This is a genomic window from Lactobacillus melliventris (assembly GCF_013346935.1).
In the GTDB taxonomy this organism is placed as follows: Bacteria; Bacillota; Bacilli; order Lactobacillales; family Lactobacillaceae; genus Lactobacillus.
In genome coordinates this window covers 1-20,804 of the sequence record NZ_JAAEEB010000011.1, presented here as the reverse complement: position 1 = coordinate 20,804, position 20,804 = coordinate 1, and the positions used below count along the sequence as shown (strand labels likewise).

General features: G+C 37.7%; 20 protein-coding genes. 3 read left to right on the top strand and 17 right to left on the bottom strand.

The window, feature by feature from the left end:
• Window positions 1-44: 44 nt before the first annotated feature.
• From carB to GYV61_RS08550, 6 genes are all read right to left on the bottom strand, one after another.
• Window positions 45-3,227 (bottom strand): carbamoyl-phosphate synthase large subunit, encoded by a 3,183-nt coding sequence (gene carB / locus GYV61_RS08575; protein ID WP_174795497.1) that lies wholly within the window; start codon window positions 3,225-3,227, stop codon window positions 45-47.
• Window positions 3,220-4,305, bottom strand: a complete 1,086-nt coding sequence (locus GYV61_RS08570; protein WP_046325083.1) for a carbamoyl phosphate synthase small subunit — start codon at window positions 4,303-4,305, stop codon at window positions 3,220-3,222. The genes carB and GYV61_RS08570 overlap by 8 nt, the downstream gene beginning before the upstream one ends.
• Window positions 4,306-5,580 carry a dihydroorotase gene (locus GYV61_RS08565; protein ID WP_046325084.1) on the bottom strand — a complete coding sequence of 425 codons (1,275 nt, stop codon included), beginning with the start codon at window positions 5,578-5,580 and terminating at the stop codon, window positions 4,306-4,308. It abuts the gene before it with no gap.
• Entirely contained in the window at window positions 5,580-6,536 is a 957-nt protein-coding gene (locus GYV61_RS08560; protein WP_174795496.1) for an aspartate carbamoyltransferase catalytic subunit, read from the bottom strand. Before GYV61_RS08560 ends, GYV61_RS08565 begins: the two co-directional genes overlap by 1 nt.
• Before the next feature lie 144 nt (window positions 6,537-6,680).
• Window positions 6,681-7,223 (bottom strand): bifunctional pyr operon transcriptional regulator/uracil phosphoribosyltransferase PyrR, encoded by a 543-nt coding sequence (gene pyrR / locus GYV61_RS08555; protein WP_046325086.1) that lies wholly within the window; start codon window positions 7,221-7,223, stop codon window positions 6,681-6,683.
• Window positions 7,224-7,419: 196 nt separating this feature from the next.
• Window positions 7,420-8,343, bottom strand: coding sequence for a dihydroorotate dehydrogenase (locus GYV61_RS08550; protein WP_046325087.1), 924 nt, complete (start codon window positions 8,341-8,343; stop codon window positions 7,420-7,422).
• Between the two features lie 242 nt (window positions 8,344-8,585).
• On the opposite strand from GYV61_RS08550, the gene pyrF reads away from it, so the two are divergent.
• Both pyrF and pyrE read left to right on the top strand, forming a co-directional pair.
• Complete coding sequence (pyrF, locus tag GYV61_RS08545) at window positions 8,586-9,293, top strand: orotidine-5'-phosphate decarboxylase (RefSeq protein WP_174795495.1); 708 nt, start codon at window positions 8,586-8,588, stop codon at window positions 9,291-9,293.
• Window positions 9,293-9,928 (top strand): orotate phosphoribosyltransferase, encoded by a 636-nt coding sequence (gene pyrE / locus GYV61_RS08540; protein WP_046325089.1) that lies wholly within the window; start codon window positions 9,293-9,295, stop codon window positions 9,926-9,928. The genes pyrF and pyrE overlap by 1 nt, the downstream gene beginning before the upstream one ends.
• Window positions 9,929-10,020: 92 nt before the next feature.
• On the opposite strand, the gene GYV61_RS08535 is transcribed toward pyrE, so the two are convergent.
• The 10 genes from GYV61_RS08535 to GYV61_RS08490 form a co-directional block, all read right to left on the bottom strand.
• Window positions 10,021-11,205 carry an MFS transporter gene (locus GYV61_RS08535; protein ID WP_046325090.1) on the bottom strand — a complete coding sequence of 395 codons (1,185 nt, stop codon included), beginning with the start codon at window positions 11,203-11,205 and terminating at the stop codon, window positions 10,021-10,023.
• A gap of 254 nt (window positions 11,206-11,459) precedes the next feature.
• Window positions 11,460-12,797 (bottom strand): type I glutamate--ammonia ligase, encoded by a 1,338-nt coding sequence (gene glnA / locus GYV61_RS08530; RefSeq protein ID WP_174795494.1) that lies wholly within the window; start codon window positions 12,795-12,797, stop codon window positions 11,460-11,462.
• Between the two features lie 169 nt (window positions 12,798-12,966).
• Window positions 12,967-14,220, bottom strand: a complete 1,254-nt coding sequence (locus tag GYV61_RS08525; RefSeq protein WP_174795493.1) for a methionine gamma-lyase family protein — start codon at window positions 14,218-14,220, stop codon at window positions 12,967-12,969.
• Window positions 14,213-15,133, bottom strand: a complete 921-nt coding sequence (gene miaA / locus GYV61_RS08520; RefSeq protein ID WP_174795492.1) for a tRNA (adenosine(37)-N6)-dimethylallyltransferase MiaA — start codon at window positions 15,131-15,133, stop codon at window positions 14,213-14,215. The genes GYV61_RS08525 and miaA overlap by 8 nt, the downstream gene beginning before the upstream one ends.
• A 69-nt stretch (window positions 15,134-15,202) precedes the next feature.
• On the bottom strand, window positions 15,203-15,607 hold the full coding sequence (locus GYV61_RS08515) for a rhodanese-like domain-containing protein (RefSeq protein ID WP_046325094.1): 405 nt from the start codon (window positions 15,605-15,607) through the stop codon (window positions 15,203-15,205).
• Window positions 15,608-15,657: 50 nt separating this feature from the next.
• Window positions 15,658-15,876 (bottom strand): YqgQ family protein, encoded by a 219-nt coding sequence (locus GYV61_RS08510; RefSeq protein ID WP_046325095.1) that lies wholly within the window; start codon window positions 15,874-15,876, stop codon window positions 15,658-15,660.
• Entirely contained in the window at window positions 15,876-16,556 is a 681-nt protein-coding gene (locus GYV61_RS08505) for a rhomboid family intramembrane serine protease (RefSeq protein WP_174795491.1), read from the bottom strand. The genes GYV61_RS08510 and GYV61_RS08505 overlap by 1 nt, the downstream gene beginning before the upstream one ends.
• 11 nt (window positions 16,557-16,567) lie before the next feature.
• Window positions 16,568-17,140, bottom strand: coding sequence for a 5-formyltetrahydrofolate cyclo-ligase (locus GYV61_RS08500; protein ID WP_174795490.1), 573 nt, complete (start codon window positions 17,138-17,140; stop codon window positions 16,568-16,570).
• 53 nt (window positions 17,141-17,193) lie between these two features.
• Window positions 17,194-17,343: a 50S ribosomal protein L33 gene (rpmG, locus tag GYV61_RS08495; RefSeq protein WP_081945351.1), complete on the bottom strand. Its 150-nt coding sequence runs from the start codon at window positions 17,341-17,343 to the stop codon at window positions 17,194-17,196.
• Window positions 17,344-17,425: 82 nt separating this feature from the next.
• The gene (locus GYV61_RS08490) at window positions 17,426-19,453 is read right to left on the bottom strand and encodes a peptidoglycan D,D-transpeptidase FtsI family protein (protein ID WP_194240839.1); all 2,028 of its coding nucleotides are present in this window, start codon (window positions 19,451-19,453) and stop codon (window positions 17,426-17,428) included.
• 284 nt (window positions 19,454-19,737) lie between these two features.
• Between GYV61_RS08490 and GYV61_RS08485 the strand changes: the two genes are divergently transcribed.
• Window positions 19,738-20,652: an N-acetylglucosamine kinase gene (locus GYV61_RS08485; RefSeq protein WP_046325099.1), complete on the top strand. Its 915-nt coding sequence runs from the start codon at window positions 19,738-19,740 to the stop codon at window positions 20,650-20,652.
• A gap of 57 nt (window positions 20,653-20,709) precedes the next feature.
• Here the strand turns inward: GYV61_RS08485 and GYV61_RS09905 are convergent, their stop codons facing one another.
• Entirely contained in the window at window positions 20,710-20,802 is a 93-nt protein-coding gene (locus GYV61_RS09905) for an IS3 family transposase (RefSeq protein WP_420870818.1), read from the bottom strand.
• Window positions 20,803-20,804 lie beyond the last annotated feature (2 nt).

The window sequence follows — 20,804 nt, the reverse complement described above, 5'->3', positions numbered from 1 at the left end:
AGAGCAACTGTTGTTTACGCAGTTGCTCTTTTGCTTATTAAATTTTATTTTATGCTTATTGTAGAAAACGAGCGGTTTTCTAAGGCAGTTAGAAGTGCACGGGCAGTGTCCAAGCTAGTAATCAAAGGAATATTTTGCTGGATGGCAGCTTGACGAATAATAAAGCCGTCAGAAGTTTTCACCAAATCATGTCCCATAGTGTTTATAACCAAATCAATTTTCCCATTTTTAAATTCATTTAAAATATTAGTCTCACTGTGCTGATGAATCTTATCAACCAGAGTAATAGGTAAATGGTTTTGCTTTAAAAAGCTGGCTGTACCACTGGTAGCAAAAATACGATAACCAATTTGGGCGAATCTTTTGGCAATTGGTAATATTTCCTGTTTATCGCGGTCTTCAATGGTTAACAAAATGTTGCCACTGTCTGGTATTTGCATGTTGGCTCCTGAAAAAGCCTTATAAAGTGCTTTTGGAAAACTCAAGTCGCTGCCCATGACTTCGCCAGTTGATTTCATTTCCGGCCCCAAGTAGCTATCAACATCTGAAAGTTTACTAAACGAGAAGACTGGTGCTTTAACACTAATCATTTTTGTTTCTGGTGCCAGACCATCTTTATAGCCTTGCTCCTTTAGACTTTCACCCATAATTACCCGAGTGGCAACCTGAGCCATTTCAATACTGGTAATTTTACTTAAAAATGGCACCGTTCTACTGGCACGTGGATTAACTTCAATAATATAAATTTCTCCATCGCGCTCAATTAACTGCAAATTCATTATTCCACGGCAATTAAGCTTTAAAGCCAGTTTTTTGGTAATGTCAGCGATTTTTTGCTTAATGGCAGGTGAAAATGTTTGAGCCGGGTAGACGGCCATAGAATCTCCAGAGTGAACACCAGCATGTTCAATATGCTCCATTATTCCAGGAATAAGTACTTCTTCTCCGTCACAAATAGCATCAACATCACACTCTCGACCATCGAGGTAATCATCTACCAAAATTGGATGACTGCTGGCAATGTCAACATGGTTGTGCAAGTAGTCTTCAAGTTCAGGTTGATTGTAAACAATTTCCATTGCCTTTCCACCTAATACATAACTTGGTCTGACTAAAACTGGGTAGCCCAGCTTCTCAGCTGCTTTAATAACGCCAGCATGTGTGGTAGTGGTGATTCCTTGCGGCTGCTTCAAACCTAATTCTTTTACTACTTGGTCAAATAATTCGCGATCTTCTGCTCGGTTGAGGTCTGCTACACTGGTGCCTAAAATCTTGATACCATGTTTTTCCAGACCAGCTGCTAGATTGATCGAAGTTTGACCACCAAACTGAATAATTACACCTTCTGGTTGCTCTAAATCACAAACATTTAACACATCTTCTAAAGTTAAAGGCTCAAAATATAATTTGTCAGAAACAGAAAAATCAGTTGAAACAGTTTCGGGATTTGAATTAATGACAATAGCTTCATAACCCATCTTTTGCAAGGCTTTAACGCAGTGAACTGTGGCATAATCAAATTCTACACCCTGGCCAATGCGAATTGGACCTGAACCAACTACCAACACTGACTTCTTGGAAGTTCTCTGACTCTCATTTTCGGTATCATAAGTAGAATAAAAATAAGGAGTTTGAGAAACAAATTCACCTGCACATGTATCAACCATTTTATATACTGGCAGCAAATGATTTTGCTTGCGCAAAGTTCTTACTTTGTCTTCATCTTCATGCCACAAATTAGCGACTGTATGATCACTAAAGCCATACTTTTTAGCATTTTTAAGGACCTCTAGATCATCAGGATTTGCGGCAATAACTTTTTCTAAATCGACAATATGCTTAACAATATCTAAAAAGTAAAAATTAATTTTAGTTAATTCATGCAAATCTGACATTGAATAACCCCGCCGGAAGGCTTCAGCTAAGTAGAAAAGACGATCATCCTGCGCTCTAACCAGTTTATTTTCGAGGTCTTCATCACTGGCTTTATGGGCTTCAACTGAATAAAAATCTTTTTGATCGATTTCCAGGGAACGAACGGCTTTTTGAAAGGCTTCTTCAGCCGTTCTTCCTATTGCCATAACCTCCCCAGTTGCTTTCATCTGCGTACCCAGTTCGCGATTAGCTTTGGCAAATTTATCAAAAGGCCAGCGTGGTATCTTGCAGACAACATAGTCCAATGCTGGTTCAAACTCTGCAAATGTAGTACCAGTGACTGGGTTTTTAATTTCATCTAAAGTCAGACCCACAGCAATTTTGGCTGCCATCTTGGCAATCGGATAGCCGGTAGCTTTGGAAGCCAAGGCAGATGAACGCGAAACTCTGGGGTTAACTTCAATGACATCATAATTAAAACTATTTGGATCTAAGGCTAATTGAACATTGCAGCCGCCCTCAATCTTTAGTGCCCGAATAAGCTTTAAGGAACAATCACGCAACATCTGATATTCTTTGTCAGATAATGTCTGTGACGGTGAGAAAACAATTGAATCCCCGGTATGAATACCGACAGGATCAAAGTTTTCCATACAGCAGACAATCATGGCATTATCGTCATGATCTCTCATTACTTCAAATTCAATCTCTTTATAGCCAGCAATCGACCGTTCAATTAAACATTCGGTAACCGGAGACAGTTCCAAGCCATTTTTGGCAATTTTTGCAAGTTCAGCGCGATCATTACAAATTCCACCACCGGTTCCTCCCATAGTGAAGGCGGGACGGACAATAATGGGATATCCAATCTTATCTCCGAAATCTAAAGCTTCTTGGACTGTTTTAACACTGGTTGAAGGCGGAACTGGTTCACCCAGTTTTTGACAAAGTTCCTTGAATTTTTCTCTGTCTTCGGCCTGTTCAATTGAATCAAGTTTTGTTCCTAACAGTTCAATATTTAATTCGTCTAGAATGCCGCTTTTAGCTAACGATAAGGCCATATTCAAACCAACTTGACCACCTAAAGTAGGCAATATTGCATCAGGGTATTCCTTACGAATAATGCGGGAAACTGATTCAACAGTTAACGGCTCAATATAAACCTTGTCAGCAATCGTAGTATCAGTCATGATAGTAGCAGGATTAGAATTAACCAGAACCACTTCATAGCCTTCTTCACGTAAAGCCAAACATGCTTGTGTTCCAGAATAATCGAATTCTGCTGCTTGACCAATAATAATTGGACCTGAACCTATTACCATTATCTTTTTTATATCAGTTCTTTTAGGCATGACTTTCATTGTCCTTTCTTTGATCAATCATTTGCATAAAGTAATCAAAAATCCCTTCCTCGTCGTGCGGACCAGGGGTACTGTCAGGGTGAAATTGAACTGAAAAAGCGGGATATTTTTTATGCCGTAGACCCTCAATGGTCCCATCATTAACTTCTACATGAGTTACCATTAAATTTTCAGGATCAATTGAATCACGACTAACAGCATAACCATGATTTTGAGAGGTAAATCCAATATTCCCAGTAGCAATTTCACGTACAGGATGATTAAAGCCGCGGTGACCGAACTTCATTTTATAAGTTTTAGCACCATTGGCTAAAGCAAAAACCTGATGCCCCATACAAATACCCATGAGTGGTATTTTCTGCTCAACTTCCTGCACCATTTTAGCTGCATCCTTCATTTCAAGCGGATCGCCGGGGCCATTTGACAATAACACTCCATCTGGCTGCAAAGATAAAATTTTAGCAGCTGAAGTCGTGTAAGGCAGAACTATACAATTGCAGTCTCGCTTACTAAGTTCACGTAAAATACTGTTTTTCAAGCCAAAGTCGACAACAACAATATTACGTTTTGAACCCGGCACAGGATATGATTTTGCAGTTGAAACGCGCTTAACTACTCCTGCAGTATTTTTATTTGCTCTTAAATCAGCAGCAATTGCAGCAGCATTTTCCTTAGAATCGCAGATTTGACCCTTCATTGTGCCGTGCGCGCGCAGTTTTTTAACCAATTTTCTGGTATCAATTCCCTGAATTCCCGGAATATTTAAGCTCTTAAGAAAAGCGGGCAGAGTAGTCTGCATGCGCCAGTTGTCGGGATAGCGCGCAACTTGGTGACAAATCACCCCTTTTATTCCCGGTTCAAGTGATTCATAATCAGCTAGCGTAATGCCATAATTACCAATTAATGGGTTGGTAAATACCAGAATTTGATCGGCATACGACTGGTCCGTGATTGCTTCTTGATAACCGGTCATACCAGTGGTAAAAACGACTTCACCTTTGGTTACCCGATCTCCGCCAAAACCTTCACCTGCAAAAATGCTGCCATCTTCCAAAATTAAATATCTCATTTACTTTCCTCCCTTTTGAAAAACAATTTTGCCATCAACCATTGTTAATTCCGTTTGACCGAATACTAAATCTTGATTAAAAGGAGTGTTTCTTGCTTTGGATTTGAAGTCAGAACTATTGATAGCTGCTTTTTGCTCAAGATTAAAAATGGCAATATCAGCTGGTTGATTTATTGCTATTCTTCCTGCCTTTTTAAGACCAAAGGCCTTGGCTGGAGCGAATGTCAACCAATTTAATAACTGCTGTAATGTGAAAGTACCAGTTTTGACAAATTTGGTGTAAAGCTCACTAAAGGCTGTTTCGCTGCCTACAATACCAAACGCAGCATTTTTGAAGCCACCTTGTTTATCCTTTGCAGTATGTGGTGCATGATCAGTCGCAATCATGTCAATCGTACCGTCCAGTAATCCCGCTATTAGTGCTTTTTGATCTTCCCTGGTTCTTAAAGGTGGGTTCATCTTGAAATTGCTATCGTCTTTACTGATATTTTCTTCCCCCAATAAAAGATGATGAGGTGCCACTTCACAGGTAACATTAATACCATGACTTTTAGCAATTCTAATTAATTCAACACTTGTTTTAGTGGAAACGTGACAAACGTGGTAGTGAACCCCAGTCTTTTCTGCCAATAAAAGATCACGCGCAATTTGAGTAGTCTCTGCCAGCTCAGTAATTGGCTCCTGTTTAAGTAGCCGCGCTGTTGGCCCATCATTCATAACGCCATGATTAAAAAGAGAATCATCCTGAGCGTGCTCAGCTATCAGCAAATTATTTTTTCTAGCTTTTTGCATTGCCAAAAACATAGTTTGCGCATCCTGCACTCCTTTACCATCATTACTTAGCGCAACACAACCAGCCTTTTTTAACCCAGCATAATCAGGAATTTCTTTACTATCCTCATCAACTGTGATGGGTGCGTATTGCAAAATATGGACTAAACCAGCTTTGTGATTATTCTGGATCATTTTTGCCAGTAAATCAGGAGTATTAGGAACGGGGTCTACATTAGGCATTGCACAGACTGTAGTAAAACCGCCATGTGCTGCTGCCAATGAGCCAGTTCGGACGTCTTCTTTTTCAGTTTGGCCAGGATCCCGATAATGAACGTGAACATCAACTAGACCAGGGCTAACCAGTTTTTCTTGTGCATTAATCTCTTTTTCAGCTGTTAAATTTTTGCCAATTGCGGCAATCATACCATTTTTGATTAAAAGGTCGCTATGGACTATTTCTCCGCCAGTGTATATGTAACCATTTTTAATAACTGTTGCCATTAGGATAATCCTCCTAAATTGCGTCCCCGCATAACAGCTTCAATCATTGCCATTCTCATAAAGACCCCATTTTCCATTTGACGCACGAACCTACACTTTGGAGCTTCGACCAAATTGCCACTAAGCTCAACATCATGGTTAATTGGACCTGGATGCATAATAATGGCATCATCTTTCATAGCGTTATAGCGTTTCTGATTAATTCCGTATTTGTCATGATATTTTTTAGCATCAAATTTGGCTTCGTTAGGATCTCCTGCATGTCTTTCATGCTGCACCCGCAACAACATCATTACATCCATTTGAGCAACTAATTCATCTATCGGCAGATATTCACCATATTTGTCATATTGTTTGTCATACCAATAATCAGGACCTGAGAAATATACCTTTGCTCCTAACCTGGTTAAAAGTTCCATGTTACTTTTAGCTACTCTTGAATTAGTAATATCTCCTACTATGGCTACCTTGAGATCTTTAAAATGACCAAAATGTTCGTGGATTGTCATCATATCAAGTAAACACTGTGAAGGATGCTGACCGCTACCATCACCAGCATTTATCACACCAATATTAAGGTGTTGGTTTTTATTTGGATATATTAATTTCCCATAATATTCATTTTCCGAATGTCTGATAACCTCAAGGTCAATTCCCAGTGCTGCCATAATTAAAGAAGTATCATACAGAGTTTCACCCTTTTGGGTTGAACTATGAGCAGCATCAAAGGGAATGACTGTCAAACCTAATTTTCTTTCCGCCATTTCAAAACTGGTATGTGTTCTACTCGAATTTTCGAAAAACATATTAGTAACATAAACCGGTTGAGTTAAATGCGGGCGCGCTCCACCATTTTTAAAATATTCTGCGCGCTCGATAAGCGCCCCTACTTCTGCTACAGTTAAATTTTCGACACTGACAAATGATTTTAAGGTTACAAAATTGCTATTTTTCATTTTTTACTCTTTCCACAAAAATAAACCTGAAGCTTTTTAGCTCCAGGTTTACAAAAGGGTCTCTAGTTCAGTCGATGACTCAACAAAATAAACTCAAACCCTTCTGACCCTCTCTGGAGCCAATTAAACGGTTGAATTGATTTCTTATTGCGGCAATGGTTTTAATTCTACATTGTCTTTATTATCAATTTCTTCTACATGGACTGCAATTTCTTCATGTGAAGAAGTTGGAACATTTTTACCAACAAAGTCTGCTCGAATTGGCAGTTCACGGTGACCGCGATCAACCAAAGCAGCAACAGCAATGGAACTAGGTCTGCCTTTGTCCATCAAAGCATCCATCGCTGCTCTAATCGTTCGACCGGTAAAAATCACGTCATCAACTAAAATTACGTGCTTATTACTAATTTCAACACCTAATTCTTTAGAATTAACAACAGGATCCAGCTTCAATGATGCATCATGACGATCATCACGATATAAGGTAATATCAAGCTGACCTAGCGGTACATCAACACCTTCAAGTTTTTCAATTCGATCATGAATTCGTTGAGCTAAATAAACGCCACGAGTTTTAATTCCTATAAGAACTAAATTCTCAGTACCTTTATTGCGCTCAATAATTTCATAAGTAATTCTGGTTAGCGCTCTTTTCATTGCAGATGCGTCCCAAATTTCTTTTGTCATCTTTTTTCTCCTACTAGTGCTTTGCCCATAAAAAAACACTTAATCTGCCTGAGACTAAGCGTTTCGTAAAAGTCAATACTTAATTGAGCTTTCCTTACTAGCCTCTCGGGACTAACTTAAAAGGACATCTATTTAAATATACTTGCTAAAGCAATAGTTGTCAATAGTAAAGCTGCATATTGACAAGTCGGGTTTATTAATTGAATTCAACCTGTCCTACCAGTTCATTGATATCTTTGACTCCGAGTTTCTCTAAAAGCTGCGGCAATTGGTGTGCAATATGCGGGCAAGCCAAAGGGTCTTTAAAATGCGCACTACCTACTTCTACTGCGTTAGCGCCAGCCAGCATAAATTCCACTACATCTTCGGCTGAGCTAATGCCACCCATACCAATGATGGGCAACTGGGTATTTTTTCTTACCTGATTAATCTGGTATAAGGCAATTGGTTTAACAGCGGGACCAGAATAACCGCCATAATTATTTCCCAAAAGAGGTTTACGCGTTTCAATGTTAATGCGCATTCCGGTTATCGTATTGATCAGTGATAAGCCATCCGCACCGCCTGCTTCAGCAGCTTGTGCAATTGCAGTTATATCCGTTACATTTGGTGTTAACTTGACAAAAATAGGCAAGTTAACAACCTGTTTTATAGCAGCAGTTAATTCCGCAACTAATTCGGGATGAACTCCAAAGGTCATTCCACCTTGAGCAACATTAGGACAAGAGACATTAATTTCCAGGGCATCAACCATTTTGGACTGCGATAGTTTTTGCGCAACTTCAATATAGCCTTCTTTACTTTCACCACCGACACTGGCAATCAAAGGAAGTTGGGGATATTGTTTTTTGATTGCTGGTAATTTATTACCAATAACATTATCTACTCCTGGATTGGTCAATCCAACCGAATTTAAAACGCCCTTATCTACAACCGCGATCTGCGGTTGCGGATTACCTAAACGAGCTTTCGGGGTAGTCGTTTTAATAACTAGCGCCCCTAACTCATTCAAGTCAAATTTTTTTGCTGCTGGTACGTCACCAAATCCGAATGTGCCACTCGCCGGCATTACCGGGTTCTTTAAGTTAAGTCCGGGTAATTTAACACTAATATTGGTCATTTTATCCTCCCAAAATGTAAGCTCTCTGTCAGTACAATTATTTTGGCTATATTTTACACAATTTTTTCACCATTTCAAAATAAAATTTGGTTGTATTTTTTAAATAAAAATGGTAATCTCAATAATGATAAACTTTAAACGGTACAGAGAGACCGCAAGTTGAAAACATGACGCAAATTTTAGCTAGTCTATTTTGATGCACTCTCGTACCAAAATAGGCTTTTTTTTCGTGGAGGTTTTTAATGAAAAAAGCAGTATTTGTGGCTTTGGACTATGATAACCAAAAAGAAGTGCAAAATTTACTGGCAAATCTGGGTCGGCCTGAAGAAACCTACCTCAAAATCGGGATGGAACTTTATTATCATTATGGCGCAGATTTAGTTACCAGCCTGGTAAAACAAGGTTACCACATTTTTTTAGACCTTAAATTACATGATATTCCAAACACGGTATACCAAGCTGCAAGACAGATAGCGCATCTAGGTGTCTACTACACAACCATTCATGCTTTAGGGGGCAGTGAAATGATTACTGCCGCCAAGAACGGTTTAAAAGATGGCACAGTTCAAGGTAGTGAGGTGCCAAAGTTACTAGCAGTAACAGAACTAACTTCAATTACTGCAAAAGTCTTGTCTACTGAGCAAAATTGTTCTTTGTCAATGCCTGAACAAGTTGTCAGCTTAGCCCAAACCGCAAAAAAGGCCGGAGCTGATGGCGTGATTTGTTCACCACTTGAGGTCAAAAATCTAAGAAAGCACTTTGGTTCTGATTTTTTATATGTTACACCGGGAATTAGATTAACTAATAAATCTAACGATGATCAAAAGCGGATTGCAACTCCACAGAAAGCCAAAGAATTTGGCTCCAGCGCAATTGTAGTTGGTCGTCCGATTACCCAGGCAAAAAATCCTGCTCAAATATATCATGAAATTAAAAAGGAGTTTGAATAATGTATCAAGATCAAATCATTAACAAGTTAGTTGAAAAGAAGATTATTACAATATCCCCTAACAAGCCTTACACTTATGCAAGTGGAATGTTATCACCTGTTTATACAGATCTGAGATTAACTGTATCTTATCCAGATTTACGCGACTGGATTGCCTCAGATTTAGCAGCTCTTATTAAAGAAAAGTATCCAGATGTAAGTATCATTGGCGGGGTTGCGACGGCTGGCATTCCTCATGCTGCGTGGGTTGCTGCTAAATTAAAATTACCAATGATTTATGTACGGCCAAAGCCCAAAGATCACGGTAAGGGTAAGCAAATCGAAGGTCTTTTTACTGAAAATGATCGGATTGTTCTAATTGATGATTTAATTACCACCGGTGGATCAGTTATTAACGCAGTGAAAGCCACTGAAAAAGAGGGTGGTCATGTGATCGGGGTAAGCTCAATATTCACCTATTATTTAAAGGATACCACAGCTAATTTTGCTCAAGCCGGTGTTGATTATAGTCCGCTATTAACATACCCAGAACTGCTGCAAAAAGAAAAAGAAATGAATTATATAAATGCTAATGAATACGAAGATTTAAAAACTTGGCATGAAGACCCGTGGGCATGGGGTGAAAAGTTTCAGTAAAAAGTAGTTTCAATATTTTAACATGCATTAAAAACTGGCTAAGTTTGCACAAAAAACAAGCTTAGTCAGTTTCTTTTTATTCAAAATTTAACTTAATGATGCCTAATTGCACTGTTTAGACGAGTACGGTAATGTAAATAGATCAATATCATAAATGGTATTAAAATTAATTGCACCAAATAAAAATATTCAGCTGGTAGCATATCATTCACAAAGCCCATGATTATCGGTCCAAAAGCCATACCAATATCTAGCCCCAAGTAAAATGTACTACTTGCTAGGCCCTGCTCACTAATTGGTGCCAAAAGCATTGCAGTTGACTGCAAAACAGAATACATTAAACCATATCCTACTGCCATAAAAGCAGCCGCCAGACCCATTAAAAAATTATTTTTCATTGTGGCCAATAAAATAAGATATATCAAAGTAGCTGCAACACTCACCCAAAACCATGTACCGAATTTGACAGTATCAAACAGATTTTTAAGTGTAATTCTAATAAGCAATAATACTACGGCATATATTAGAAAGTACGAGCCCACATTTATATTAAGATGCTGCTCTTCAGCATAAGTTACAAGGTCTGCCTGAGTGGCGAAATAAGGAAAAGCAAATAAGGTAGTAAGCATTGCTATGGGCAATACATTTTTTTGAATAATTTTAATGTGCAGTAATGAATTCTGTGCTTGAGATTTATTAATATTTTGCGGTTTTGCCTTATTTCCTACAAACTGAATCATAATGACCATTAAACATGCAGAAATGCCGGAAGCAATAATTGCTAACCGATACCCGGTTTTTTGATAAATATTAATTGCTAGCGCTGGAGCAATAGCCATGGCTAGGGCATTCATCAAGCCATAAAATCCCATCGCTTGACCGACATGAGCACGCGGTACCAAAAAAGCAAGCCAGGTAGTCATACAAACGGTGCAAAGAACGTAGCCCGAACCATTAATTAAACGAAAAAGAAGTAGCCAATTGCTTGTAGGCGCCAACACATAGCCAATTACTCCGACTACTATTAAAACTCCCCCAACCAAGGATAAACGATATTTGGAAAATCTATCCGTTAAATTACCAGCAATCGGGCGCAAAAACATCGCAGCAATACTCATAATTCCCACAATTATCCCCGCAAAAGTACTACTAGCACCTAAACTTTTGGCGTAACCATTGATTAAAGGATTTACAAACATCGTACTAAACATAAAAAAGAACGAAGCTGCCATAACTAATATTACGTCTTTAGTATATATTCGTTTTCTTTTTACCATTTTTACCTCTTATACTTAAAACCCAACTCATTTATTTTATCACTTAAATTCATTTGTTTTTTCCAACAGTTTATAATGAATATATTATTTTGCGTTTAATGCTAGTTTATTAGCTTTTTTATTCATCCGCTAAGCAGGTTGCTTATAAAAACTGTCAAAACAAAAATGCCAAGCTAACCATAGCTTGACATAAAGATCTTTAATTAATTTATTACCCAGATTCAGAAATAGTTTCTATACTAGAGCAAGTTAGTTTAGTAACCCATATAACGATTTCTTTCCCAGTCAGAAACCGTTTGAGTATATTGGGACCATTCCAATTCTTTAGAATCAATAAAGCTTTGAGTTAAATGTTCTCCTAAAGCGTCTTGAATTAACTTGTCTTTCTTAAATGCTTTAAGGGCATTATGCAAAGTCGAAGGCAATGGTTTAATCCCCATTTCATTACGTTGCTTTTCACTTAAAGTAAATAAGTTGCAAGTAATTGGTTCCATCGGCATTTTTTCTTCCTTAATTCCTGCCATACCAGCACTTAAGCAAGCAGCCAAAAGCAAATATGGGTTGGCAGTAGGATCAGCTGAACGCATTTCAAGACGAGTATTCAATTCACCAGCAGCCGGTACTCGAACCATTGGTGAACGATTCTTTGAAGCCCAAGAAATATATACCGGTGCCTCAAAACCAGGAATTAAACGTTTATAAGAATTAACAGTGGGGTTACCGACAGCTGTAATTGCACGAGCATGTTCCAAAATACCATTTAAGAAGTACAAAGCCGTTTTTGACAAATGATACTCGTTGTTTTCATCATAAAAGGCGTTTTTATTACCCTTAAATAATGACATGTTAGTGTGCATGCCATTTCCTGCTTGGCCTTGTAAAGGCTTAGCCATAAATGTCGCAAACAAACCATGTCGTTTGGCAATCTCTCGTACGATCATTTTAAAAGTTTGAACACGATCAGCCGTTGTTAAAGCATCATCAAACCTAAAGTCAATTTCCTGCTGACCGTCTCCAACTTCATGGTGAGCAGCTTCTACTTCAAAGCCAATACTCTCTAAAGTTTCAACAATATCTCTACGGCAGCTCGCACTTTCATCATTTGAAGTTAAATCAAAATATGATGCATGATCAGGAACTTCTGTAGTCCAGTTGCCGTTTTGATCAAGTTTAAGTAAATGAAATTCCGCTTCAAAACCAATGTCAAAAGCCGTAAAACCCATTTCCTTCATCTGGCCAATGATTCTTTTGAGATTATTTCGTGGATCTCCAGCAAAAGGTTTACCATCTGTGGTATGAACTGAACATGTTAAACAGCCAATTTTACCACCTGCGCTGTCATCCCAAGGTAAAACGGACCAAGTGGAAAAATCAGGATATAATATCATATCACTTTCTTCCAAACGAACAAATCCGTCGATTGAAGAACCATCAAAGCGGACATCATTATTTAAAACTTTGTCTAGCTGACTATTTGGAACTTCAACCGCTTTAAGAGTTCCGTTAATATCTGTAAAAGCTAGTCTAATAAATCTGACATCTTCCTCTGCTACACTTTTTCTGATGTCGTCTGCTGAAATTTTCTTTGTCATGCTTCTCCACCTAAAAAAATCATACAATAATTGGTATAGTCTTAATTGGAATTATATTCCTCATTTAAAACTAGATATAAGATTAGCAAATGATTAAATCATTGTAAAGTGGTCTAACAAAAAATATTAAAACTTTACCAAAGTTTTACTTTACATTTATGATTATCTATTATTTGTTTTCAAAAAATAATTCGTTAACTGCATTAGTAATCGCTATTTTCACATGGGCATAGGTCAATCCACCCTGCATATATAAAGCATATGGTGGCCTGATTGGGCCATCTCCTGAAAATTCTATGCTGGCACCCTCAACGAAGGATCCATCTGCCATGATTACCTGATCCTCATAACCGGTGTCATTACTTGGTATCGGATCCACAAATGAATTAATGGGCGAGTTTTCCTGTAAAGCTTTAGCGAACCTAATCATTTTATCTTTATTATGGAAAATAACGGTTTGAATTAAGTCAGTTCTGTCTTCATTCCATTTAGGAGAAACTTCTAACCCCATCTTTTCTAAAAGTGCAGACGCATATATTGCACCTTTAATGGCATTGCCAGTAACGCTCGGAGATATAAACAAGCCTTCAAAATAATCTAAATTGTTATTTAAGCTGGCACCTTCTTCTCTACCTATTCCGCCAGCTGTAAGACGGACCGCTGTGTTTTCAATCAACTCATGCTTACCAACAACATAACCACCAATTTTGGCTAAACCACCACCAGCATTTTTGATTAAAGAGCCTGCCATTAAATCAGCACCATATTCTGTAGGTTCATGTTTTTCTGAAAATTCCCCGTAACAATTATCAACAAAAATAATGCTCTTAGGTGAAACCTCCCTAATCATAGCAATCATCGGCTTAATCTTACTTACAGTGAAGCTAGGCCTAGTATTATAACCACGTGAACGCTGGATGACTACCATTTTAGGTTGATGATCTGCAAGCAATTTGCGGGCAGAAGCAAAATCAACGCTGCCATCGGGTAATAAATCAACGTGAGAGAATTTTACTCCATATGCTTTTAAACTGCCCCTGCCATTACCGGCAATTCCGATAACTTGTTGCAAAGTGTCATAAGGCATACCGGTTAAGTACGTTAATTCATCACCTGGCAATAAATTACCAGCCATGGCTGTAGCCAAAGTGTGGGTACCAGAAACAAACTGTGAACGTACTAAAGCATCTTCCGTATGAAAAATTTGGGCATAAATACGATCAAGTTTATCTCGTCCACTGTCATCGGAGCCATAACCGGTACTGCCAATCAAATCCGATTCTGCTACTGCTTTATCTTTAAACGCCTGCAAAACTTTATTTTGATTAAAAAGAATGTTTTGCTCAATTTTTGCCAGCTGCGGCTCAATCTTTTTATCAATATCACTTACAATTTCTTGTAATTCTTTTGGCCAATTATTCATTTAACCATTCCTCAACTTTCTGTAAAATCTCTTGCACACAATTTGCATCAGCTAAAGGATCAAACCAGTAAACGGGTAACTGGTGGTGAAAATATGTCAGCTGTCTTTTAGCATATCTTCTTGAAGCTCTTTTTAAATTTTTAATACAATTTTCCAGATTATCCTGACCAGCAAAATAAGGAAAAAATTCTTTATAGCCAATAGCCTGTAAAATAGTATATTCTTGGTCACGATTTTGATAGACAAAATGGGCCTCGTCAAGTAAGCCCTCGTCCATCATTTGATCAACACGTTTATTAATCCTAGAGTAAATTTCTGGACGTGCAGAATTTAATCCAATAATAAAATACTGGTATCGCGGTTCAATTTTATCCTGTTGTTCTGAAAACTTATGTCCTGTACGATCAATTACCGTTAAAGCTCTTAAAACTCTACGTGAATTGTTTAACGGAATTTTTTGAGCAGCTACTGGATCGCGTTTTTTTAGTTCTCGCCAAAGCTCCGCCTGATCAGTTTTATTTAAGTAGTCCTGCCATTTATCTGATATAGCTGCACTTTCTTTACTCGGCTCACCTAATTGCATTTTATTAAGCAAAGCATTAACGTAAAAGCCCGTGCCGCCAACCAACAGAGGCACTTTATTTTTCTGCACTATTTGCTCAATAGCTTTTTCTGCTTGCGTGACAAAATCAACTACTGAATAAGGTTTAAAAATTGTTTGAGTGTCGACCAAATAATGTGGTACTAATTTTTGTTCTGTAGGAGTTGCCTTAGCGGTTCCAATTGCGACCTCTCTGTAGACCTGCATGGAATCACCTGAAATTATTTCGGCATTAATTTTCTGAGCAAGCTCAATTGCCAAAGCAGTTTTACCAATAGCTGTCGGCCCGACGAGAGCTAAAACTTTTTGCATAATCACATTCTCATTCATGAATAACATAGAAAAAACACGTTTGATCAGTGCAACAAACATGTTTTTTATTTAATATTTAGATTTCTTGGTGCGTCCATCCCACTCATCAAAACCATTCTTCAACCATTTAATTGAAGAAAAATGCTTTTTTTGTAAAAATCTGGCAGCACGTAAAGTAACTGATAAAGAGTCGGAGTACAAATAAACAGGTAAATCTGCTCTCAATTCAGTATATTGGTATTTAAGCATTGTGTAAGGCAAGTTTCTGGCTCCATCAATATGTTTTCGTTTAAAAGGAGCTTTTTCACGTAAATCTACCACTTGCGCTTTACGCATTCCTTTATTAAATTCTTCGTTGGTTAAATCTCCATTACCCAAGCGTTTAGTTTGTATTTTATTCCATAGCCAAACTGCCACAAAAGCTAATATGATAACAATTAAAACTACGTCTAGAATAAGTAAAAAAGATGACATAAGTTGTATTTCTCCCACTAAAATTTTAAAAACTGCTGCACATAAACAATCTAATATTTATGCTTATCTTTATTGTGGCGTTCTTCATACTCATATTCACGTCGCAATATTAATTTAGCGACTAAATAATCATGCTGGTCAATTAAGTGTGAATGATTAATGTTGTCAAGTTCAAGTGCCATCAACTCAATGTCCCAGATTCTTTTGCCTACATGAACAAAAATACCATATTTTTCAAGAAGTTGCTGCACATCATACAAAGTTTTCATTATAAATTGATTACCATGCCCATCCTGACAGTTGCTACACAATAAATAATTAGTAAACAAAGAGCGATAACACGTTTTTTAACTGAGTATTGCCTTAACGTTTTTTCACCCAGAATTACTGCAACTAAAAATCCCATAGCGAATCCGCCAATGTGACCAGGTATATCAATATTAGGTGCAAACAAATCAATTACTATATTAATTAAAGCCAGCCAAAATGATTGTTTGCCAAGATACACCAAAATAGGGTTGGACCGATTTTGCAAAGCAATTGCGGTCATAGCACCAAATAATCCAAATAAGGCTGTTGAAGCGCCGGCACTAATAGCATTATCACTGCCCCAGGCTAAGCTTAATAAGTTACCACCTATACCAGAAAGAAGGTATATTATTAAAAAGCGCCAATGACCAATAATGGTTTCCATGTACATTCCAAGATAATAGATCATAACCGCGTTAGAGACCAGATGCATAATTCCCATATGCAAAAATTGAGCCGTAAATAGACGCCACCACTGATTACCTATGACAACGGCATCATTTTTCATGGCTCCCATTTTCATTAAAACATAAATATTTTCTGAACCACCAATAGCCGTTTCAATTAAAAAGACTAGTAAAAGGACGGCCAATATACTGACGGTTATGTAACAACTTTTCAGGTTTTGTCGCTGATTCATTATAGCCTCAATTAATTCTTTAGAATGGATTCCGGAGTAATAATTGTTTGAATAGCTATATCGGTCGCTTCCACTTTCCAGGGAGCTGTCTTAAAAATCATCTTGGAATTAGCCAAAGCTACCGTTTTAGAATTAGGATGCTTTGACAAAAAGCGGTCATAATAACCTCCGCCAAACCCCAAACGTTGATGTGAATCCAAGGCAAAGGCTAGTCCAGGAACAATAATCAGATCTAAATCATTGTTGATTTGAGCATTCGGCTCATTTACTTCTTCAACACCAAACTTTGACTTGGTTAATTTCGTCATATAACTATAATAGATAAAATCTTGAGTACGTTCAGCATTATCATTTGCACGTGCTAAGTAAACGTCCTTACCTTGATCCCATAACTGAGCAATCAAACCTGAAGTGTCAACTTCATAACTCAAGGAGGAGGTTATGCCAATGCTTTGACAATTACTAATGATCTCAGAGTTCATAATACTTTTAAGCAAAACCTGATCTTCAGCATCTTTTTCTGCCGTTTCAGCAAATTTGCTCAAATTTTCAATTTGTTGTTGTCTTATTTCTTTTTTTGTCATGATTCTTCCATATAAAAAATAGCAGGAGCATAGGCTCCTACTATATTAGTTTATTACTTAGTTTCACGATGAAGAGTAGTATGTCTTTCAACTGGGCAATACTTCTTCAAACTTAAACGTTCCGGATGCTTACGCTTGTTTTTCTTAGATAAGTAACTTCTATCGCCACATTCGGTGCATTCCAAAATGATGTTATCTGCCATTTCTTTCACCACCTACGCTTTTATTCTGACTGTATTATCTTAGCATTTTTCTATTATTATTACCAGTAATATTAACAAAATTCTATTTTTTATGTAATTTAAAGTAGTCCTGTACCATAGCTTTGGTCATTTGTAATGTATAGGATCCTTCCAATTTGGGATCCAGTCCGGGAAAAATCACAGCTGTAGCAATCTCAGGGTTATTTGATGGTGCATAACCAACAAAAGTAGCATTAACTAGTTCTGGTGGATTTTTCTGGTTAGGATTATCGGGATCGTAATAAAAAGTTTGGGCTGTTCCCGACTTTCCCGAGATAGATGGTTTTACTTTTTTCAGTTTATGAGCAGTACCCCAGGAATTTGTACCATGAACAACACGCCAAAAGCCCTGTCTGATAATGTTAAGCTCATCTTGAGTCCAAGGTATGCGTAATTGTACTTGAGGCTTTTTGTCATAGTCAATGTAAACTTTTTTACCATTATTTGCCGTTCTACCAACCGATTGCACCACATAAGGCTGCATGCGATAGCCACCATTGGCTATAGTTGAAACATATTGTGCCATTTGGATAAGCGTGTAAGCATCATAGTTACCATATGATAAGTCAAGTACAGAACCAGAAAGAACTAATCCCTGATCATTGAATGATCTACCTTGAATACCCGATATCTCTCCCGGTAAATCAATTCCTGTCTTTTGACCCAAACCAAACATATTAAAATTATGGCGCAAAGTTTCAAAGGCTGTTTGAGGCATAGTGATCTTTATTTTAGGAACATAAGACGCATTAACCCATTTCATTGCCAAATGCATCATGTAAATATTACTGGAAACTTCTAGGGCAGTTTCAGCGTCTAAAGCGCTAAAAGTACCAATTGGATAGACTGACTTTTTGACCGGCGTACTAGGTAAATAAACAGGGGTATCAGGCATTACATTATTGGTAGGAGTAATTACTTTATTTATTAATCCGCCACTTACCATTGCGCCTTTAACTGCCGAACCCATGACAAACGATTGATTAATAACGCCTAGTGCATTATTGGTAGTTTTATTTTTCTTAGGGTCACGACTGATTCCCGCCATAGCCAAAATTGCGCCAGTTTTAGGATTCATAGCAATGGCATATGCACCATTTGAATAGTGAGCGGCACCTGACCCAATGGCAGAAGCATAGATTTTTTCTAATGAACTTTGAACCTGTTTTTGATATTGAGCATCAAGGGTCAAAACTAAACTTGCCCCAGCCTGCCCGGAATAAACCGCTTTTGACTGTTCAATATCTCCTGAATTCTTAGTCCAAACTTTGCTGGTTGATTTAGTTCCTTTGAGCAGGGGTTCATATTTTTCTTCCAAATACGATGTGCCTACCCGATCATTGCGCGAATAACCATTTGTTAAGTAATATTGTAAGTTATCACTAGGCAAGCCGGCTTTTTCTGTTGATACAGAACCAATAATACTGCGAATAGACGAACCATTAGGATAAGATCTTTGCCAATCAGTTCCAATACCCACACCAGGAAGCTCTGAAAGGTGCTCACCCACCTGCGCAATTTCTTTATCTGTTAAATGATTATTTTTAATATAGATTGTAGAAAGAGTATAAGCACCAGAAATTTTATTATAAATTAATGCCGCTGTTTTCTCACGTGCATTCAGCTTAATGTGTTCTGCACTAACCTGTTCTTGGATTTTTTGATTAATTAAATTGTCATCCTGAGTAGCTCTGACGGATTTAGGAACTTTGGCAGATTCTTTTGCACTATTTTCCTTATTTGCCAAATAATAATCAATTACTTGTTGTTCAGTCGGCTGCTCATCCTTGATAGAAATATAATGACTAAGAGAGTTGGAAATTGCATAGATATCCTCAGTTGTAGTTGAAACGCTTTTGGTATAAGTAATGGCATTTTTAGCCTTATTTCCTACCAGTACACGGCCTTTATTGTCATACATAACACCGCGGGGAACTTGACTGGAAACTATAGCCGAATTAGATTTTTGTACTTCAGCTTTAAAGCGCGAGCCATAACCTATTTGTAAATAAGCCAGCTGTCCAATCAAAGCCGCAAAAAGAACAAAAATGATACCCAAAATTATCTTCATTCTGATTGGAGTAGAAGCTTGTTTTTTGGCATTATTATTTTTAGTTTTCAGTTTTTTCTTGAAAAAATTCACTTAGCCTCAACCTCACTAAACTAGTGTAATTTTAACAAAAACTAGAGTACAAATCTATTGAGATGGTAACGTTTTGGAAAAACTTTAAGATAGAATACTTGTTGACCAGTAAGGCCAAAACTGCACACAAATACTTTTGCGAAAAATCTTCAGTATTTTTTCTAAATGTAATAAAATAAAAGTGGGATAAAATATAGAAAGAAGATCAAACTATGACACTTAAATATCTTATTGGAGTTGATGCTGGAGGAACGCATACTACAGCAATAGCTTATGACTTAAAGGGGCAAAAACTAGCAGAGGCTCAAGCCGGTCCTGGACAAGTAAATACGGACTATAATAATGCCATTACTAACATCACAAAAGCAATCAACGAATTAGTTGATGAAATTGATGGAGATTGTCAACGGATTCTCTGTGGAATGGCTGGTTTATCAGTTATCGGTCACGCGCCAGAAGTAGCCGCTGAAATCTCTGCCAAGGTTGATAATCTGCCAACCAGAGCAGTTACCGACTCTCTCCTGGCTCTTTATAATGGCCTTGAAGGAGAAGATGGTGGTCTGGTTATTGCTGGTACTGGTTCCGTTTTCAATGGCTTACAGCATGGCAGCATTATCACCACGGGTGGCTATGGTTCCATTTTAGGTGATGAAGGCTCAGGCTATGCTATCTCTCTAAGTGCTTTAAAATCTGCTTTACTTAGTTGGGATAAACGAGAAGACAACGAATTAATTGGCATGTTTAATAAACTGTTTAAAGTCGATAATTTAAATGATGCTACTGCCAAGTTTTATAAAACCAGCAATTCTGATTTTGCCTCAATGGCTGTGAGCGTGGCACAATTAGCTGATAAAGGTGATCCTTTTGCTTCGGCTGTAATAAAAGAGCAAGCTGAACTGCTTGCAAGAGATATTACAATCGGAATGGACCGGTATGAAGAGCCTAAGCCAATGAAAATTGCGCTGACTGGTTCTGTACTCGCCAATAACCAAATGTTGCGTAACTTCTTAGAAGACAAAGTTCATGAAAAATATCCACAAGCCCAATTTTCAATTTCTAACGGTGAAAATGCTCGTGGTGTTATCTTTGATAAAAGCAAGGACTACCGCTACTTTACTAGTCATTAAATTTAAAAATAAAAAAGACCGGACGGTGAAGTTAACCCCTAGAATTGGACGTTAACATTATTTCATATTCGCTAAGGCCGTATTCCGATATTCAATCGGGGTGCGGCCTTTTAGCGTGTGCCTAATTCTAGCTTGATTGTAGTATTTGATCC

Excerpts from the sequence above, each read along its gene's own strand:
- carB (WP_174795497.1), bottom strand. The coding sequence starts at position 3,227 with ATGCCTAAAAGAACTGATATAAAAAAGATAATGGTAATAGGTTCAGGT.
- GYV61_RS08570 (WP_046325083.1), bottom strand. The coding sequence starts at position 4,305 with ATGAGATATTTAATTTTGGAAGATGGCAGCATTTTTGCAGGTGAAGGT.
- GYV61_RS08565 (WP_046325084.1), bottom strand. The coding sequence starts at position 5,580 with ATGGCAACAGTTATTAAAAATGGTTACATATACACTGGCGGAGAAATA.
- GYV61_RS08560 (WP_174795496.1), bottom strand. The coding sequence starts at position 6,536 with ATGAAAAATAGCAATTTTGTAACCTTAAAATCATTTGTCAGTGTCGAA.
- pyrR (WP_046325086.1), bottom strand. The coding sequence starts at position 7,223 with ATGACAAAAGAAATTTGGGACGCATCTGCAATGAAAAGAGCGCTAACC.
- GYV61_RS08550 (WP_046325087.1), bottom strand. The coding sequence starts at position 8,343 with ATGACCAATATTAGTGTTAAATTACCCGGACTTAACTTAAAGAACCCG.
- pyrF (WP_174795495.1), top strand. The coding sequence starts at position 8,586 with ATGAAAAAAGCAGTATTTGTGGCTTTGGACTATGATAACCAAAAAGAA.
- pyrE (WP_046325089.1), top strand. The coding sequence starts at position 9,293 with ATGTATCAAGATCAAATCATTAACAAGTTAGTTGAAAAGAAGATTATT.
- GYV61_RS08535 (WP_046325090.1), bottom strand. The coding sequence starts at position 11,205 with ATGGTAAAAAGAAAACGAATATATACTAAAGACGTAATATTAGTTATG.
- glnA (WP_174795494.1), bottom strand. The coding sequence starts at position 12,797 with ATGACAAAGAAAATTTCAGCAGACGACATCAGAAAAAGTGTAGCAGAG.
- GYV61_RS08525 (WP_174795493.1), bottom strand. The coding sequence starts at position 14,220 with ATGAATAATTGGCCAAAAGAATTACAAGAAATTGTAAGTGATATTGAT.
- miaA (WP_174795492.1), bottom strand. The coding sequence starts at position 15,133 with ATGCAAAAAGTTTTAGCTCTCGTCGGGCCGACAGCTATTGGTAAAACT.
- GYV61_RS08515 (WP_046325094.1), bottom strand. The coding sequence starts at position 15,607 with ATGTCATCTTTTTTACTTATTCTAGACGTAGTTTTAATTGTTATCATA.
- GYV61_RS08510 (WP_046325095.1), bottom strand. The coding sequence starts at position 15,876 with ATGAAAACTTTGTATGATGTGCAGCAACTTCTTGAAAAATATGGTATT.
- GYV61_RS08505 (WP_174795491.1), bottom strand. The coding sequence starts at position 16,556 with ATGAATCAGCGACAAAACCTGAAAAGTTGTTACATAACCGTCAGTATA.
- GYV61_RS08500 (WP_174795490.1), bottom strand. The coding sequence starts at position 17,140 with ATGACAAAAAAAGAAATAAGACAACAACAAATTGAAAATTTGAGCAAA.
- rpmG (WP_081945351.1), bottom strand. The coding sequence starts at position 17,343 with ATGGCAGATAACATCATTTTGGAATGCACCGAATGTGGCGATAGAAGT.
- GYV61_RS08490 (WP_194240839.1), bottom strand. The coding sequence starts at position 19,453 with ATGAAGATAATTTTGGGTATCATTTTTGTTCTTTTTGCGGCTTTGATT.
- GYV61_RS08485 (WP_046325099.1), top strand. The coding sequence starts at position 19,738 with ATGACACTTAAATATCTTATTGGAGTTGATGCTGGAGGAACGCATACT.